The sequence below is a fragment of the Bacteroidota bacterium genome (genome assembly GCA_030017895.1).
GTDB lineage: Bacteria > Bacteroidota > Ignavibacteria > UBA10030 > BY39 > JASEGV01.
This window is the reverse complement of the sequence record JASEGV010000062.1, coordinates 1-18,433: the sequence shown is the minus strand read 5'-3', so window position 1 is coordinate 18,433 and position 18,433 is coordinate 1. Positions and strand designations below refer to the sequence as shown.

Here is an 18,433-nt window from a genome sequence, read left to right as displayed (position 1 = left end):
GATCAAGGCAGCAACCCGACACATAAAGGTATCATCATCTCGTTGTATGAAGAAGGTGTTTCACCAGCGGACATTGTGCTTAGGACTGGTCACACACAAGGAGCAGTTGATCGATACATCAAGGCTTATGAGCAAGTGTTACAGTTGGTTAAGAAGAAACACGATGCGATCTCAATATGTCAAATTACAGGACGGACTATGAACACCAACATTCAATATTTACGTCTTGTAAAAGAGTTTCACCCAGAGTTAAAAGTTGATATCAAATTAAAAACCGACCAACATAAAAGTTGGTACGAAAATAGAAAAAAACATAATAAATAACAATTGGACAAATGTCCTAATAGTAAGTAAGTTCAATTCTTTGTAGAGACGCATTACGGTGCGTCTCTACTTTCTTCATTTTCTTGTAGAAAATAATTGTCCGCACCATCTTGCTGGTGGTGCGGACAGCTTATTAGAACAACTATTATATAATTAACCATATCAAAGGAGTACAATCCATGAAAGATTTATTACGAATTCTTAGTTTGGTAGCTATTGCTGCCATATTATTTTCGAACATTCAAATTGTTGAAGCTCAAGTTCTGAATAAAACAGGGCAGTCGCAGCAGTTATTTAAGCATCCTGCATTCGAAAAATATATTCCTGAAGATGCTTTTTATATATCCGATGTAAATTTTGGACCTGTTTCAGGAAGTCCTGAACAAATTGCCCGAGAGTATTTGCAGACAAATCTTTTGCGGTTTAAAATGAAATCGAATCTTACCGATATTAACCTTGCATATATACAAGAAACTCCTGCCGGACAGCATGTAAATTTTCTACAAAGCTATAATGGAATTCCTATCTATCAATCCGATATGGTTGTAAGTATTGATAAAACAAACAAGGTCGAGTTTTTCTCGTCTAATTATAAATCTTATTTTACTCCTCCAGCCACAATACCACAACTAACTGAAGCATCGGCTATAAATACTGCACGTACTTTTTTAGGTGTTACAGGGGAGCTTCACGGCGAGCAAAAATCGGAGTTAATGATTAATGTAGAAAATGGAATTGGGAGGTTGGTTTATCGTATTATAATTCCGGCTTTTGAACCACGCGGCGATTGGGAAGTTTTTGTGGACGCAAGTAATGGTGAAGTATTCAGAGTTACGGATATGACATGTTTCCATACAGATGTTAATCAAGAAAAAATTACACAGAAAAAACCTGACTTTCCGGCAATCTTTAAAGCATTACCGGTCTTAACTGCTAAACCAGCAATACAGGAATTAGTTAATCAGGTATCTTCCACAAATATTAACAACAATATGCTTCGTTTGGAAGCTTTTAAAGCCCGATGGGCGAGTTCTGTTGCAGGCAGGGATTCACTTGCCAAAACAAGAGATTGGTTGATTGCACAACTTCAATCTTATGGATACACGGATATTGTTCAACAGGACTTTGTTTACAACGGAAACACATTGCAAAATATTGTAGTAACAAAAACCGGGATTCGTGTACCCGATACAATGGTAGTAATAGGTGGACATTACGATACTGTAAATGGACCAGGAGCCGATGATAACGGTTCCGGAACTTCTTCTATTTTAGAAGTTGCACGCATAATAGCTAAAAGAAATTTCGAATATACTATAAAATTAATATTCTTCTCCGCGGAAGAACAGGGTTATTACGGAAGTCAGGCTTACGTAACGAATATTGCCGTAGCCAATAACCATAAAATAAGAGTCATGATCAATGTTGATATGATAGGTTATTCGGGCGGGCAGAATATTGTGAAGGTCGAGAGAGACGAAGATAATAGCCCATCAGGAAACAATGCTGCATCTGCACTCTTCACAGATACATTGGCAGCACTGACACAATTATACTCGACACTTACTACTCAAATAACTGCAGCGTATGCGAGTGATTATATTCCGTTCGAGAACGCAGGATACGTTATAACCGGATTCTATGAAAAAAATGAAAATCCATACTATCATACGGTTCGTGATTCAGTAGTCCACTGTGATATTAACTATGTATCTCAAATAACAAAAGGGGCGGTTGCCGGTGTTGCACATTTTGCTCGTTCAACAACTGGAAGTGGATTGGTATTCGACCCGGACCCATTAACCACTGCTGGAGCGACATACGGAACCGGCGGTTTTGTAGATCCATCAGGAAATGATGCGGATACACCCGAACTTAATGGTCAGCGTGTCTTAAGAACATTGCCTGATTTATCATTCAGCGGAGGAGTTTATCGTTTAACAGGTCCGTATATAAACGTAATCGATTGGGACCCTCCAAGTATTGCCCCCGTAACATCAGCTCATCCCGACTCATTCAGATACACTCGGAGTCATGATGGCTTCGAAGATGTTATGCTTTACTACCACACTGATCTTAGCCAACGTTGGATTCAGTCTTTAGGATTTACAAATATTCAAAATACATCTATCGGTGCAGATGCCCACGGACACAGCGGGGACGATAATTCTTCATACACACCTTCCACAAATCGAATGAGTTTTGGCGACGGCGGTGTTGACGATGCCGAAGATGCAGATGTAATCTTGCATGAATACGGACATGCAATTCAACACGGTTCAAAACCGGGTTGGTCTGGTTCAGGTCAGCAAGGTGCACTCGGAGAAGGTTTCGGCGATTATTGGGCAGAGTCTTATTCACGCGCTCTAAATTTCTGGCAGCCCTCGCAAGCACCATATTTTTGGGTTTTCGATTGGGATGGACATAATCCATTCTGGGCGGGAAGAATTTTAAATTATGCACCTCTTTATCCCGGTGGTTTAGTAAATCAGGTTCATACAGATGGTCAAATGTGGTCGTCTACTCTTATGAATATTTGGAATGATATCGGAAGAGAAGTATTAGATAAATGCGTTCTGCAAAGTCATTTTTATTTACCTACTAGTGGCGCAACGATGACACTGAATGCCGATGCAGTAATTCAAGCTGACCGGAATTTGTATGGAGGTGCTCACGTTCCGAGTATGGTCCATTGGTTCGGTCAACGTGGCTTTATTAATCCCGCGAACTATGTTCCAAGTATTGCCCATACACCACGTGGCGATAGCGAGAATCCTGTTGGACCTTATCCTATAGTAGCAACTATTTCTGCAGGTGGATCGGCTCTTGACCCGGATCAATTAAAAGTGTATTGGGGCAGAACAGGCGCCTTCACCGATTCAATAACAATGACACCTACCGGCGGTACAAACGAATATGTAGCAGACATTCCCGGCAACGGTGCTTCGGCTACTTATCGATATTATATTTATGCGAAGGATTTAGCTGCTGGTTTTTCAACGCATCCGGTGAATGCACCGACAAACTTCCATTCTTTCTATGTTGGAGATGACATAACTCCACCGGTTATTACACACACAATACTTCGTAATCAACCAAAACTCCGTTGGCCCGCCACTGTTCGTGCGGCAGTTACTGATAATATCGGTGTCGATACTGTATGGGTGGAATATACTCGATTGAGAGAATCCTTAGGCGGTGTTTTTGGTATGGTGAAAACTACGGGTAATAATTATGAAGGTATTTTTGATATCGATACATCTCTTGTTGAGGTCGGAGATACGATTCAGTATAAAATTTTTGCCAAGGATAAATCGGCTCTCGCAAATATTACAACACATCCGACTAGTGGCTTCCATAGTTTTGTAATTATCAGCACAAAAGGTATTGTGTTGGTTGTAGATGATGATGGAACTGCAAAAACAGAATCCGTCCTGAAAAGCGGGACGGACGATAAGGGTGATTATGAAGTGGATCCACTGATGAAGGGTGTTACTGGTAGATTAATTCTTCGAACACTCACGGAAGCAGGATATATAGTTGATACGGCCTCATTTGCTATTCACGATCCAGCTCAATATCCCAATTATGATATTGTTGTTTGGACTGGCGGAACAAAAGGAACCGGAGTATTCGGCGATGCTGCTAAACGTAATGCGTTGGTGAATAGGGCACTTACCGGAGGAAAAATCTGGATCGAAGGTGGTGAAAAAGATTATATTTTCCGCTGGCAAACTACTCAAGTAGATGTTGATTTCCGCAGGCATGTTCTGCATGATAGCTCCTGGTTGAGCGATGTTACAACTAGTAATCTGGTTATTACACAACCATCACACGCCATATTTAATACTCCGAATCCGATTAGCGGACCGGTTGCTTTTACAGGAACAAGCGTAAGAGTAAGGGATGCAATGAGGTTAATTCCAGGTGATGTTGGCGCTTATAAAGTTGCAGGATGGTCAATTTATACGACACAAGGTCCTGATACTTGCGCAATGATAATTTACGATAACAATCCAAATCCGTTAAGCGCACAAATTGTAAATCAATTATTTGCCATTGGTTCAATCACTGATACCACAGTGGCAAAACAGCTAATTGAAAATACGGCAGAATATTTGATGACACCAGAACCGCCTCCTTCCGGCTCGCTCGCTGGGGTAGCTCAATTAGGAGGTACAAGTGACTGGAGCGGAGTTAAAGTAAAAATCCAAGGACTCACAGTTGCACGCACCGATTCGATGATTACTGATAACGATGGTGCATATTTATTCAGTGGTTTATATGCAGGAAATTACAGGATTACTGTTTCAAAAACTGGTTTCGTTCCAGCTGCTTTAAGCCGTGATACTACAGTTTCAACAACAGCGGTTACCGGATTCAATTTTACATTAGAACCACAACTCCCTACAGCAGTATCAGGAACAGTAACTTTAGCCGGACAAACTGATCACAGTGGTGTTACTATTGCGATTGTTGGTCAAGGATTAAATACAACTACTAATGCAGCAGGTTATTATACTATTACAGGTATCAGTGCCGGAAATATTACCGTGCGTGCTTCAAAAGCCGGTTATAAGGTAACCTCAAAGGACACGACCATAGCAAACGGTGAAAGCATAATTGTCGATTTGGCTTTACCGGTTGAAACAATTCTTGTCAACGAAACTTTTGAAACCGTTGCAGTCGACGGAATACCGGAAGGATGGACACGTTTAGACGTGAACGGTGACGGAAATACATGGAAGACAGTCGCTGATCCATTATATAACGTAACGCCGGGGGGTGGTAAAGGTATCAAATATACATATCATGGAACCAATGCCGCTAACGATTGGTTAATTACACCGCCAATAGAAATCGAAGGTGGTGTGCCTCATCGGGTTACATTCTGGTATCGAACGAATTCAGCGTCCTGGATTGAAAAGATTGAAGTTATGTACGGAACATCTCCAACAGCGGCTGCGCTTACAAATTTGGTTTGGAGAAAAGAAGATATAACAAACATTACATTTGCTAAAGCAGAAGCAATGTTGCTCGTTCCCACAACAGGAACATACTATGTTGGATGGCGTGTGTATTCCATCGCAAATCAATTCAACCCCGGTTTGGATGATATTAAGATAGAAGTAGCACCAGTGAATGATATCGGAGTTTCCAAACTTTGGAATCCGGTTGCTACCGAGTTCGGTAAAGCTTTTACACAACCATCTGATGAAGAAATAGCACGCATAAGTGAAGCTGAAATTTCAGAAGCAAAAGAATTTGGTAAAACAGCCGGAAGGGGATATATACCTTGGAATCAATCAGCACCATTTGAGGAAGGTTTCCAATTTACAAAATCCGATAGTATTGTATTGTATGCTGAAGTTACAAACTTCGGTCAAGTTTCTCAATCAACATACAATGTGCAGTGGACTATTGGTGGAGTATTACAAACACCAGTTGCCGCATCACGTTCCATTATCGCAGGAGGAAAAGATACGATGCGTTTAGTATGGCATACACCTGTCGCGGGAATGCACCAATTAGCCGCCTTTACTGATTTAGTTACCGATGAAGACCGTGCTAACGATACTGCACGAACTGTAATCAACTATATTCCCGGCGCGATACTCAGTGAGTCATTTGAAGGAAGTACCACAATACCGGATGGATGGAGTACAGCAGTCGTAACAACAGGTTCAACGGTGCCGGTATGGTCGATAATTACAGGAACCGGAACAAATCCAGCCGCTCCGCCATACTCAGGAAATCGGCAAGCACGTTTTAATTCTTATAGTGCTTCAACAGGTTCACAAGCACGATTAACAACAAGGAGAATATCATTACCTGACGGTGGATCGCGTATGACTTTCTGGATGTATCACGATAATGGATATACTACAAGTTTCGATTCAATCACAGTTCAAGCGACAACGGGTGATAGTATCACCGGACCTTGGACAAGACTAGGTAATTATATTCGTTATTCAGCCACAAACGAGTGGGTAAGGGACAGTGTTGACTTATTGGCATTCGGTGGTCAGTCAAAAGTTTTCGTTAGTTTCCTTGGTACAAGTCGATATGGAAACCATATGTACCTTGATGAAATAAATATATTCCCTTACGTTGCTGTAGATTATGTTACTGTTACAACACCGAACGGTGGCGAAGTTTTCCTCGTCGGAACACAACAACCAATTTCTTGGAATTCGTATGGTGTAACAACTGTAAATCTTGATTACACGACTGATAACGGCTCAAGTTGGATTAGCATAGCTTCAGATCTACCGGCAAAATATAATTCGGAATTTATTGATGATAGAGAAATGGTTATCAGTAAAGAATCAAATCTTGGTTCATACATGTGGACTATTCCAAATACACCATCGATTCAAACACGTGTACGTGTAACTTCAGCCACAAATCCGGCATTAACAGATTTGAGTGATGCTGTATTTAGCATTGTAACAACCCTACCAACAGGTTGGACTGTGCGTGCGTCAGCACCCGATGCAATATCCCGTCCACACGCTGCTTATGTTACAATCAGCGGAGTGGGTCATGTATTCGTTATGGGTGGCGGAACACCTGTTACAACGAACAGAAAATACAACACAGAGACCAATAGCTGGTCGTCAGGCGCAGCTCTTCCAACTGCTTCAGCAACCGGCGGTGCATCAACAGTTAAAGGTCTGATATATTCTGTGGCAGGTAATGCAACAGGTGCAGTTCAGGAATATAATCCTATTGCAAATAGCTGGACATCGAAAGCAGTTGTTTCAGTTCCGTATTATGATTTCGGAATTGTAACTTGGAACGACAGCTTGATATATGTAATTGGCGGCGACAATGGAACTTTCACAGCCCCGACAACCGCATCAAACGCAGTAAGATATTACAATCCCACGACCAATACATGGGCGACTGCTACATCTATTCCGGTGGCATCAGGAAAGATGGGAGCCGGTATCCTTGGTAACACAATAATTATTACAGGTGGTTACGATGGTAATGCAGTCGGTTTAGCTACTGCATATCGAGGCGATATCAATCCTGCAAACCCGGCGCAAATTACATGGACTGCGATTGCGAACTATCCCGCGGGTGCACTATCACGACCAAGTGGTGCCGGTCTAACAAACGGTAATGGTGTTGTATTTACCGGTGGTCTCATCGGTGGAAGCACACCGACTGCTAATACCTACTTATACAGCTTAACAACAAATAGCTGGACTAATTTACCAAATATGATTACAGCTCGCGGGAACATGAGTTCACAATTAGCGAATAACGGCATCGATTATATGTGGGCGGCGTGTGGTTATTCTTCGGTTGCATTAGCTGCCAATGAACGATTCTACTTGGAACCGATTTCTGTCGAGCCAAATGTTCGTGTGGTTTCACCGAACGGCGGCGAAATATGGGTTTCGGGTCAACAATATCCAATTAGCTGGACACATTATTCAGCCACAACAGTCAAGATCGAATACTCGACAAACAATGGCTCAAGTTGGATAACTGTGGTAGAAGATACACCTGCAAAAACCGATGTCGAAACAAATCCAAAATCGCTTATTAAGCTAAACTTGTTTAGTGAGAATGTTTATAAAAGTGTTTATATGTGGACGGTTCCTCATACTTATACTGCAAATGCTCGTGTAAAAGTTACTGCAAATAACAATCCATTACTAACAGATATGAGTGATGCAGTGTTTAGCATAGTTGAGTCACCTCCGCCACCACCTCCGGGATGGGCTTCTCAAATAAGTCCGGTTACTACAGCGTTACAGAGTGTAAAAGCTGTGAATAATTTAGTTGTATGGGCTGCCGGCAGTGCAGGCAGAGTATTGCAGACAACAAACGGGGGTACATCTTGGACAGCTGTTACTAATCCCTCCTCATTAGACAATACAAATATCGAAGCATTAGATGCAAATACAGCATTTGTAATTGCAAACGGAACCGACGATGCACGACTTTACCGCACAGTAGATGGGGGTGCGTCCTGGTCATTAGTGTATCAATCGACTGCTGCCGGTGCATTCTTCAACGTAATAAAAATGTTTGATGCTAACAACGGTTATATGCAGGGCGATGCTATTGGAAGTCCTCTGAAGTATGTTCTGGTAAAAACCACGAACGGTGGTACTACATGGACTACCGCAGCCGATTTAGCTCCCGGTGCTACTACAGAGTATGGCTGGAACAATTCGATGTATTGGTTAAACAATCAACGTGCTTGGTTCGGAACGAACAATAGCAGAATCTACTACACTACTAACAGTGGTGCAAATTGGATTTCAGGCACAACTTCTATGTTAGAAAGTCCTTCAATATTCTTCAAGAATACAACCACCGGTTTAGCCGGAATTAATGCAGCCAGTAATGCAACACCTACTATCGCTCGTTCAACTAATGGTGGTGGCGCTTGGGCAAATATCACTTCACCCATCACAGGCAGAGCTTATGGTATGGACGGAACGGGTGATAAAGTCTGGGTTACTTCAGCTACTAACATAATCAGAACTACTGATTTTGGTACTAACTGGTCAACACAATTTATTGGAACCGGAACTGCAACTTGGTATCATCTTTCGGTGGTAAAGGTCGGTAACGAAATTCACGGCTGGTCGGTCCGAAGTAACGGTGAAATTATTAAATACTTCGAATACGAAGCACCACAGGTTGGCTCAATTGCCGGTATGAAGTTCAACGACTTAAACGGAAACGGTACACGCGATGCCGGTGAACCCGGATTAGCAAATTGGAAAATTTATATAGCCAGTACCACAGTTGATTCGACACTAACAAACGAGAGCGGTAATTATTCGTTTACCAACTTGTCCCCTGCAACTTACACGGTTAGTGAACAACTTCAAACAGGATGGTTGCAAACTGCTCCTGTTGGTGGAACTTATTCACTCGCGGTTTCTTCAGGTCTAAATTTAGTAGGTATAAATTTTGGTAATTTCAGACTCGGACAAATCAGTGGTGTAAAATTCGATGACATGAATGGTAACGGTATATGGGATCAAGGTGAAATTCCACTTGGTGGTTGGACAATTAATTTAGCAGGTCCTGTAAGTAATTCTGTAATTACAGATCAAAGCGGTTACTTTGAATTTGTAAACTTACTTGCCGGTAATTATACGATCACCGAAACAGCACAAGTCGGCTGGTTGCGAACTTATCCTGCAACCTCACACACGATTCCAATTATTTCGGGTGATGTTATTGCCGGACGCAGCGGTTATACTGAAGTTCCTAACTTCGGTAACTTCCAAAAATTAGGCTCAATCTGTGGTATAAAATTCCTGGATTATAATGGGAATTGCATACAGGATGATTTGGAGCCGGGAATGCAAGGTTGGACCATAAGAATCGACCCGGGTCCTATATTTTTGATGACTGACTCCAGCGGAGCCTATTGTGTGTCATTGGAACCAGGAACCTATGTGGTCAGCGAGGTTCTAAAGCCAGGTTGGATGCAGACCTGTCCAGTAGGTGGAAGTTACACTGTGGAATTGTCACGCGGACAGGAGGTGAGAGGGCTTATTTTCGGGAATCGGCCGGAAGCACAGTTCCAGGATCTCGTTGTAAGTATCGCAGGCGGTATTGCCCGTCCGGGTTTCGAGAAGTGGTATGGGATTCAATATCGGAATGCGGGTACTGTTAACGTCCCCGGAACACAGGTTGTCTTCACGCTTCCTGCGCAAGTACAGTATCTGAGCAGCAGTGGTGGTATTCACAGCGGCGATCCTTCGGGTGGAACGGTAACATTTAACACAGGTGATTTACCTGCAGGATTTGTCGGGTGGTTATGGGCGAGGGTGCAAATTCCTACTATTCCGATTGTCAACCTTGGTGATATTCTTCACGCTTCGGTCATCATTAATCCAGTTAGTGGAGACATAACACCGGCGAATAACGTTGATTCGGAGAGCCAAGTGGTTATAGGAGCTTGGGATCCCAATGATAAGCTTGTCGCGCCAGAAGGTTATTTTATACCAAGTCAAGCACTAACCTACACGGTCCGCTTCCAGAACACGGGTACTGATACTGCATTCAACATTGTTATTCGCGATACGTTGGATGCAAATCTTGATATCTCAACAGTAGTTCCGGGAGGCAGCAGCCATCCGTATACTTTTGGGATCGACGGGAATCGCTTGAGCTTTAGCTTTTATAACATCCAACTTCCAGACAGCAATGTGAATGAACCAGGGAGTCATGGATTTGTGAAGTTCACGGTTGAACCACTGGCGAGTATTCCCCCAAGTACCTGTATTGAAAACAGAGCCGGTATTTACTTCGATTTTAACCCTGTGGTGTTGACTAATAGCGTAGTGAATTGCTTTAAGTTAGGAACTATTTCCGGTACCAAATTCAATGATTTGAATGGCGACGGAGTCTGGAACGAAGGCGAACCAACATTAGAAGGTTGGACAATTAATCTTAGTGGTCCTGTAAGCGGCTCGACAGTCACAAATAGTGATGGTCGGTATCAATTTACTGATCTTACAGTCGGAACATATACAGTTTCGGAAGTCGTTCAATCGGGTTGGAAGAGAACATATCCTGCTGATCCAGGCACTCATTCAGTTGATATTTTTTCTGGATCGTTGGTTGAAAATAAGAACTTTGGTAACTTTAAATACGGAACGGTATCCGGTCTCAAATTCTGGGATCGTAACAACAACGGAGTTAAAGATTTAACCGAAGTTGGTTTAGAAAACTGGGAAATTAAGCTCAACGGTGCGGGCACAGGCACCCGAACAACAATGACTAACTCCGCAGGAGAGTTTAGTTTCTTTGATGTGTTTGCTGATTATTATACACTCACCGAAACAGTAAAACCAGACTGGATTCAAACTGCAGCACCTACTCCGTTTGCTATTACGAGCGGCAGTGTGGTAACGGGTAAAATGTTTGGAAACTTCTTGAAAGCTGATTCTATAAAGTATCGGACGTTCAGACATGAACATATACTTGCACTCGATGCAAGAGGTAAACCGGTAAAAGCCGTAAAGCGTAAGGCGTATCAGGTTGAACAGATAATCAACTTAACCGCTCCCGCAGGAGATAAGACTGACCTTCATGTTGAGTTCCAAGGGGCTGTTTATCAAATTGTTTCAATCGAAAAGAATGGAGGTCCATGTGCATATACATTGACCCCTGCAGTCGATGGAAAAGCCAAAAAGTTCGATATAGTATTTGATCCTCCTCCATTAACAGCTGGTGATATAATAACCATTCATGCTTACGTGAAGGGTTCAAAGCCGCTCAAGTTCAAATGGTATTGGACACCATTACTTAAGGGTGAGCTAAAGTATACACTACAACCCACAGATACAGCATTTGCTCTTAATATGCCACGCTTACCAATGCCAAATTACATAAACTTGTTAGAAGAAGTTTATGCTAATGGAGGATTTGGTACAACAGGTATGCTTATAGGTATTGCACGTACAGATTCACCGAAAGCGTACGGCTGGTTAGAGATGCCAAAAGCAAAAGATGTTTACAAAACGTTATGGGATAGCAAAGGCGGTTACCATGATAAACCACCAAGGTTCTTCGATGTGTTCGACAATAATGGTAAACCACTTGTAAAGAAACAGAAGAGTTTACCGCCACATAAGCACGATAACTCTTTGTTAGGCGAAATTATTGCATGTAAGTTGGCAGTTGCAGCAAGTGAATTGCAGCAAATACCATACGGTTTCGGTTACTTGATTTATTATAAACCGGGAAATGCCATGGATGGTAAAACGATACAGGAAATTGTCGATTCAGCTAGTGCATCCATGACTCGTAACAGTAGCACTAGTTTTCCGGCTGATAGTTTCTTTGACATATTCACTGAAATCAACGATGCATTTGAAGGTCCCATCGATTCAGTCAGCTTTGCTCCAAAGACTGTATTGACTGGTGTTAAATACTTGGCAGATGTACCGTTCTTGCGTGCAAATTCCGGTACACCACCGCCACCACTTACACAGCCGGCAGGTGTATATGTTGAGGTACCGGATGTATTTGAATTGGCTCAGAACTATCCGAACCCATTCAATCCGACAACAACAATCGAATTTATTTTGCCTGAGGATGCAATGGTAACACTAAAAGTGTACAACGTCCTCGGTCAGGAAGTTGCCGCTCTCATCAACAACGAGTTATATACTGAAGGCAGAAACGATATTGAATTCGATGCCGGGAAACTATCGTCGGGTGTTTACTTCTACCGCTTGACAGCCGAAGGATTAAGTGAGAACGATCAAAGATATATTCAAATAAAGAAAATGATCCTGATGAAGTAAGAATTGCTTTTATGTCAGGAAAGGAGTAATCGGAAAATCAGGTTACTCCTTTTTTTTATTTGATAAATGACGTAGACTTGGTATGAAAACCTGAATAGTTACCCCTTAAAAACGCCAAAACGTTTTAATTTACCGAGAAAACTAAACAAATGTCAAAAAAACTTGCAGAAAATATGATAAACACTACAGCCCAGATCAGGGACGCCCTGCTAAACCAATTCGATTACTGATTGGATTATTACTTCTCAAACATATTCGGAACTTGAGCGACGAAAGTGTGGTCGAGCAATGGAAGGAAAATTCAAAATTACCTTGACAACTTGGAATAAATTCTCTATATTCAAATAGAAAAAGTTGGGCTTATAATCAATCGAAAATTAATTGATTTATTAATATATATGCCGATAACGTCAGTTATTCCTAATAATTTTAAGCAGCTTATTGTATCCATCCTGAGACCATTTCCGGAGACGGGTAAAATTAATGAGCTCGTTAATTTGTCATATAAAATCGCACTCAGCTATTTACGGACAAAGTATGCATACGGTGCTCATATCCAGTACCGCTACGGTATCAGCGTGGATGATATGGCTTACGACTCTATCGCTGAGCTTTTTAGTCGTGACGATAAAGGCAATTTTACCGAGCTTAAAAGATATTTTAATAAACTTGGGAACCTCTCCGTATTATCCGATGATGAGTTGTTTGTTGGCTTGCGTCGGTTAGTATTTAGTGCAACAAATGTGCGATTCTTTAAAATTTACGGAGAGCTTGACGCCGCATTATCAAAAATAATTCGGAATATAAAACTAACACTGAAAAATCACACGTCGGTTAAAGCTATCGTTCATAACGAAGAAAATTTTCTCGCACCGCGACATACTGAAAACCTTCTTCTCGACCTTCCGTTCATTCCCGAAGAAATATTATCACCAGAATTTTATGACCGCGTTTCTTCGAAATCATCACTTCGAGATATGTTGACTGCAATCGGGGATATATTGGCAGAACAGACGAATTATAAAAAGATAGCTTCCCTTATAGAAGTTTCATTACTCATAAAAGAAGCTTATGCCACTGACGCCATAAGAAAAATGGATAATGAAGAAGTCTTTGCCGAAGAAATGATTTTCAACAACCAAATAAAATCCATTGCACAAAAAGTAGTTAGTGGTTTAAAAACTCAATATTCATCCCGCTACATCGAAAAAAAGAAACTTTCACCGAAAGATGTATCTGCTATTTTTAATGCAGCTGAAGAAATAGTTATTAACCATTTTTGTTTGGGCGATGGCGACCCTGCATCGTATTTTGCTACTCTTCAAAAACAATTAAGTGATTTAGATAAAGAAAACTATTCTGATAAATATCGTGTAATCCTCGAATATTTAGCGAAAATGGCAAAAAATCAATTGTCTGATATTCTCAAAGAAGAAATAAGGTGATAAATTTTCTGCAAGACATAGGGTTTGCAACAAGATATAAGGTAAGTATCAATAGTATTGGAAATTAAAGTGACTCATATACATATAAATGAAATAGAATTAGAAAAATTGGCGCTCGATACCGTTGAAGGTAACCCGACTGATATTTATAAAACTGACGAACACCTAAAAACATGCCTCTCATGTAAAAAGAAGTATGAGTATTTTCTGAATTTCTACGCCAACTTGAAAGAGGAACTTAAGAAACCCGCTGACGCCAGAGTTACCGAACTCATTGATAAACTGTCTTCATCAAACATTATATATCTTAAACCATATTCCGCTCAACCCGATCTTGAAAGCATCGGCGTGGGAAAAAACAGCTATGTGCTTGCAGCTCAGACTGTAGAAGAAAATGTGGTGCGATATAAAACAACCGCCACGTTTGCCGCCGAACATGTTCACGCGCTTGTAAAAATAAATGAGGATGCTGATAAAAAACTTTATCGCATATTTGTTTTATCTGAGAATGAAGATCACCGAAGTCATATTTTGATTGGCATTGCGGAAGAAGAAATAGAGGAGTTATTGATTCCTACAAATAGAGATGGGTTTGCAGAACTACCATATTCCAATCCTATAAACTGGAGAAACGCCACATTAATACTAATGACCCCAAGTGAAGTGATTGCGTATGATGATTTAGAGAAAAAATCGGGAGAAATGATAAGGGGTTTGTTCAAGTTCAATATTAAAACAGAAGAACGCCGATTAACTTTTAACTTCTTGCCTGAAACAAAATACTTGCCTCACCACATTTTATCAATTTACGAAGATCAAAGTTATGTTTGTAAACCAGTAGAAGGATCTGCCACGACTTTTCCTTTTGATCCCGATAAGAAAATTAAAGAGATAAAATTCTTTGCATAAATAAATGACCAATCCGCTTGTAATTGAACAGAATTTTCAAACTCTCAAGCAAACGCTAAGGTTAATTTCCAGCAGCCGGTTGCGTATATTGCAGATTGTAGAGTTTATTGAAAATTTACTCGATAGTCCCACATACTTTCCTGCTTATGCGCCAGAATTACTTCCTCAGCTTGTTGAATCAATAAATAAAACCGACTTTATCGGAACCAATCTTAACTGCTTAGAACGATGCATTAAATTACTTAAGCGTATTGAAAGTGATCAACCTGCTGTCGCGAGTAACCCCGAGTTTACGCAGGCACAACAGCACTTGAAAGCAGAGACCGAAAAAATACGAACCTGGATAAAGTCTAAAAATTTGGAAGGTTTGGAACCCCTGCGTAAAAAGTTTGTTGTTGGTTCAGTATGGATACCGATGGTAGAGCGGGAACAATTTCTTACGGCGGTCAATCCTGAGTTTGCATCACTTCAAAAATTGAATATCGAAGCCATATTTAGTAAGAAGGAAGCAGATGCTGATAAACTTCATATCAAACAACTTTCACACAAAGAAGAATCACAAGAAAGTGAATTACTAAACACAGTCGAAGCTGCAATATCTCTACTCGGTAAGTTCGCGCATATAAAAAACGGTAAAGGAGTTACGATAAACTGCTCTTTCAATAATCCAACATTTGTTGAGGGGCAATCACTTCAAGCCGGACTTGCTGCCGGTTTGTTCACGGAGTTGCTTCACCTTCATCAGTTCAAGGAGGAATATGCAATACGAGAAGATATCGCAATAACAGGCAGGATAGATAAACAAGCCAATTTACTGCCGGTTGATGAAACTGGATTAAGGATAAAGGTTGAAGCATGCTATTTTTCGCACATCAGATATATTATTGTGCCGAAAGAACAAGTCGGTGTTTGTCAGTCGGTTGTTGATGAATTGACTGTCGAACATTCATTATCAAAATTTTCAAATCTTAAATCTCAAATCTCAAATCCGCCCAGTTCAAGCTTTGACGTAATTGGCATTTCCAACCTCGCAGAGCTTTTCTATAACCGCAAGTTCTCCGACTCGAGGCGCATTTCAGTTACAAAACAAACCGCCAGAAATATTTGGAAACAAAGGCGCCCTATTGCCGCAGTAACTTTTGTAGTATTGCTTTTCATTATTGGGAAAATGTGGTACGGACCGTTGGATAAAAATCCTGTAGCTTATGCTGCTGAGGGCGAGATGTTGATATTAAAGAATAAGTATGGTGAAGTATTAGATGAAATTAAATTGGGAGGAAATACAATAAAACATTATGAGAATATAAAAAAAGATTTCCCAGGCAATGATCTTGTTTCGTTCATTGATCTTGATACTGATGAATTAAACGAAGTTGTCTTTACCCGAATGTTTCAAGATGGCAGTTCGATAGTTTATTGCAAATCGCTTAAAATGAATAAATACTTATGGGAATTTGAATTAAAACAAAAACTTATTTTCCCACGAAAAGGAAACGATATACAGAGTGATTTATTCCACGCGATACAGATGGCAGCAGGTGATTTTGATAAGGACGGAAACCCTGAGATCATAGTATTAACTCTGCATAATGGTTATTTCCCTTGTATCGTGTTTAAATTAGATGCGAAAACAGGAAAAGAATTGGGAAATTATTTACATATAGGTAATTTATATTCTTTCAAAATTTGTGACATTGATAATAATGGGATACCTAAAATCCTCCTAACTGGGATAAGTAATGCCTTTGATATTGCTGTATTTACTATATTAGACCCGAGATTTATTTACGGTCATTCACCTTTAACTAAAGACTATGTCGTAGAAGAATATGAACCGGCAGCGGAAAAAGCATATATTGTCATTCCCCGGACGGTTGTTGGGAATTACTATTCTTTGATAAACAAATCTAATAGTGGTAAAGAGATTAATATTGATCAACCGAAACAGACGTTAAGGATTGTTATTACTGACTATGTGCCTCCTCACGAACCTGACCACACTGTTGAAATCAGCTTTTTTTTCGGATTTGATTTAAGGATAAAGTCTATCGGAACTCATGACTTATATGACCTTTTATATAGAAAACTATTTAAAGAAGGTAAAATTTCACAAGAGACTAATTTTGAATACTTTGAAAATTTTAAAAAAGAAATCCTCTACTGGGACGGGGATAAGTTTGTGAACTATCCAACTTTAAACAAGAGATATGTTGAGGCAGTAGCGGCATTGGACAGTGCGAAGGGGAAGTAAGTGGCTATCGGCAGTCAGCGACCAACATGGCAGTCAGCAACCAATTGCTGACTGTAACATTGCACTGTCGTCAAGTGGTTGACGACAGCCGAGGTGGACTTAGGCGTCGGCCACCACTTTTACCCTTGGTCGTCAGTAACTAATTACTGACGAAAGCAGAAAAGTGCCGTGGAGTGGCTCATCTTGTGCCCGCCAGCCATCTGTCGGGCTGGGATGATGACACCCAAGTGTAGCATGGCTGTCAAAGGCCATTCGCTGACTGTGGCATTGTAACTGTCGGTAAATCCTGCCCGCCACATAAAGGTTCAAATAGCAGGAGGGGGTTGCCGACAACCGAGAGCGCCTTGGCTGTCAACAACCAATTGTTGACGGCGGCATAAGTACCGCAGCAATGTATCACATGCTAAGCAACTGCCATCAAATGATTGACGGCAGCCAAGGTGGGCTTTTCGACGAAGTCGTCCCTCGCGAAGTCTATCGAGAAGGGGAGTCTATTGAGAAAGCAAAGAACTTTCGCTATTCTTGATCGTTATGCTATTCTTATCCCATTAGTCATAGCTTCGTAAGGAATCAAGTTTTGCTCAGTAAAATCTTTAGGATTGTATGCGAGGGGAGATATGCGGAGGTCAATTTTGTAACGCAGCTTAGCCAGGCGTAGGCTTTCTTCAAATCTTGATTTTCGAAAATCAGATGAGACTACAACAATATCGATATCGCTATCTTTATGCGAAGCTTCCTTCGCAAAAGAACCATACAGATATGCCTTTATGACTACAATCTTATTTTTCCGGACTTCCGTCAGGAATTGCTTTGCTATTTTTATTGCTTTAGCAGTTTTAGGATTGTGGTTCGTGTTGTTCTTGTTTTTTTTATGCATGACTCAGCTAATTGCTTAGTTGCCAATTTAAATAATTCAAATTTCTCGTCCGGATAACGTGCCTCTATGACAAAGCGATTCAATAGTTCCAAAAAATCTTTTAAATTATCGTCAAGGGGTAGTGCTGTTTTTTCAGCAAGTAGGATTAGATCGTGTGAATATGGGGGATGTTTTTTGGTGTTCTTTACAACAAGTGCTTTTAGAGTTTTCTCAATCACCAGATGACAAAAAAAACAGCTATGATGATAATTTTTACGTCCATTAAAAATTATGGGTCTTCGCGTACTCGAGTGGGTCATTTTATATCTCCTTGAGCATGCAAGTA

General features: G+C 40.8%; 7 protein-coding genes and 1 pseudogene. 7 read left to right on the top strand and 1 reads right to left on the bottom strand.

Translation table 11 applies throughout. The annotated features are described in order from the left end of the window. From QME58_11225 to QME58_11195, 7 genes and pseudogenes are all read left to right on the top strand, one after another. The coding region (locus tag QME58_11225) for a DUF1670 domain-containing protein (GenBank protein MDI6804397.1) at nt 1-324 on the top strand (324 nt) is incomplete at its 5' end. A gap of 179 nt (nt 325-503) precedes the next feature. Continuing rightward, the gene (locus tag QME58_11220; GenBank protein ID MDI6804396.1) at nt 504-12,626 is read left to right on the top strand and encodes a M20/M25/M40 family metallo-hydrolase; all 12,123 of its coding nucleotides are present in this window, start codon (nt 504-506) and stop codon (nt 12,624-12,626) included. A gap of 199 nt (nt 12,627-12,825) precedes the next feature. Continuing rightward, nucleotides 12,826-12,930: pseudogene (locus QME58_11215) on the top strand (transposase). Nucleotides 12,931-13,123: 193 nt separating this feature from the next. Continuing rightward, entirely contained in the window at nt 13,124-14,071 is a 948-nt protein-coding gene (locus QME58_11210; protein ID MDI6804395.1) for a hypothetical protein, read from the top strand. Between the two features lie 57 nt (nt 14,072-14,128). Then, nucleotides 14,129-14,980 carry a hypothetical protein gene (locus QME58_11205; protein MDI6804394.1) on the top strand — a complete coding sequence of 284 codons (852 nt, stop codon included), beginning with the start codon at nt 14,129-14,131 and terminating at the stop codon, nt 14,978-14,980. A 4-nt stretch (nt 14,981-14,984) separates the two neighbouring features. Continuing rightward, complete coding sequence (locus QME58_11200; GenBank protein MDI6804393.1) at nt 14,985-17,231, top strand: VCBS repeat-containing protein; 2,247 nt, start codon at nt 14,985-14,987, stop codon at nt 17,229-17,231. Between the two features lie 391 nt (nt 17,232-17,622). Beyond that, nucleotides 17,623-17,757, top strand: coding sequence for a hypothetical protein (locus tag QME58_11195; protein ID MDI6804392.1), 135 nt, complete (start codon nt 17,623-17,625; stop codon nt 17,755-17,757). A gap of 3 nt (nt 17,758-17,760) precedes the next feature. On the opposite strand, the gene QME58_11190 is transcribed toward QME58_11195, so the two are convergent. Then, the gene (locus QME58_11190) at nt 17,761-18,108 is read right to left on the bottom strand and encodes a nucleotidyltransferase domain-containing protein (protein MDI6804391.1); all 348 of its coding nucleotides are present in this window, start codon (nt 18,106-18,108) and stop codon (nt 17,761-17,763) included. Nucleotides 18,109-18,433 lie beyond the last annotated feature (325 nt).

What these genes read in the sequence shown, in the direction of transcription:
- QME58_11220 (MDI6804396.1), top strand. Translation starts at nt 504, where the DNA reads ATGAAAGATTTATTACGAATTCTTAGTTTGGTAGCTATTGCTGCCATA.
- QME58_11200 (MDI6804393.1), top strand. Translation starts at nt 14,985, where the DNA reads ATGACCAATCCGCTTGTAATTGAACAGAATTTTCAAACTCTCAAGCAA.
- QME58_11195 (MDI6804392.1), top strand. Translation starts at nt 17,623, where the DNA reads ATGTATCACATGCTAAGCAACTGCCATCAAATGATTGACGGCAGCCAA.
- QME58_11190 (MDI6804391.1), bottom strand. Translation starts at nt 18,108, where the DNA reads ATGCATAAAAAAAACAAGAACAACACGAACCACAATCCTAAAACTGCT.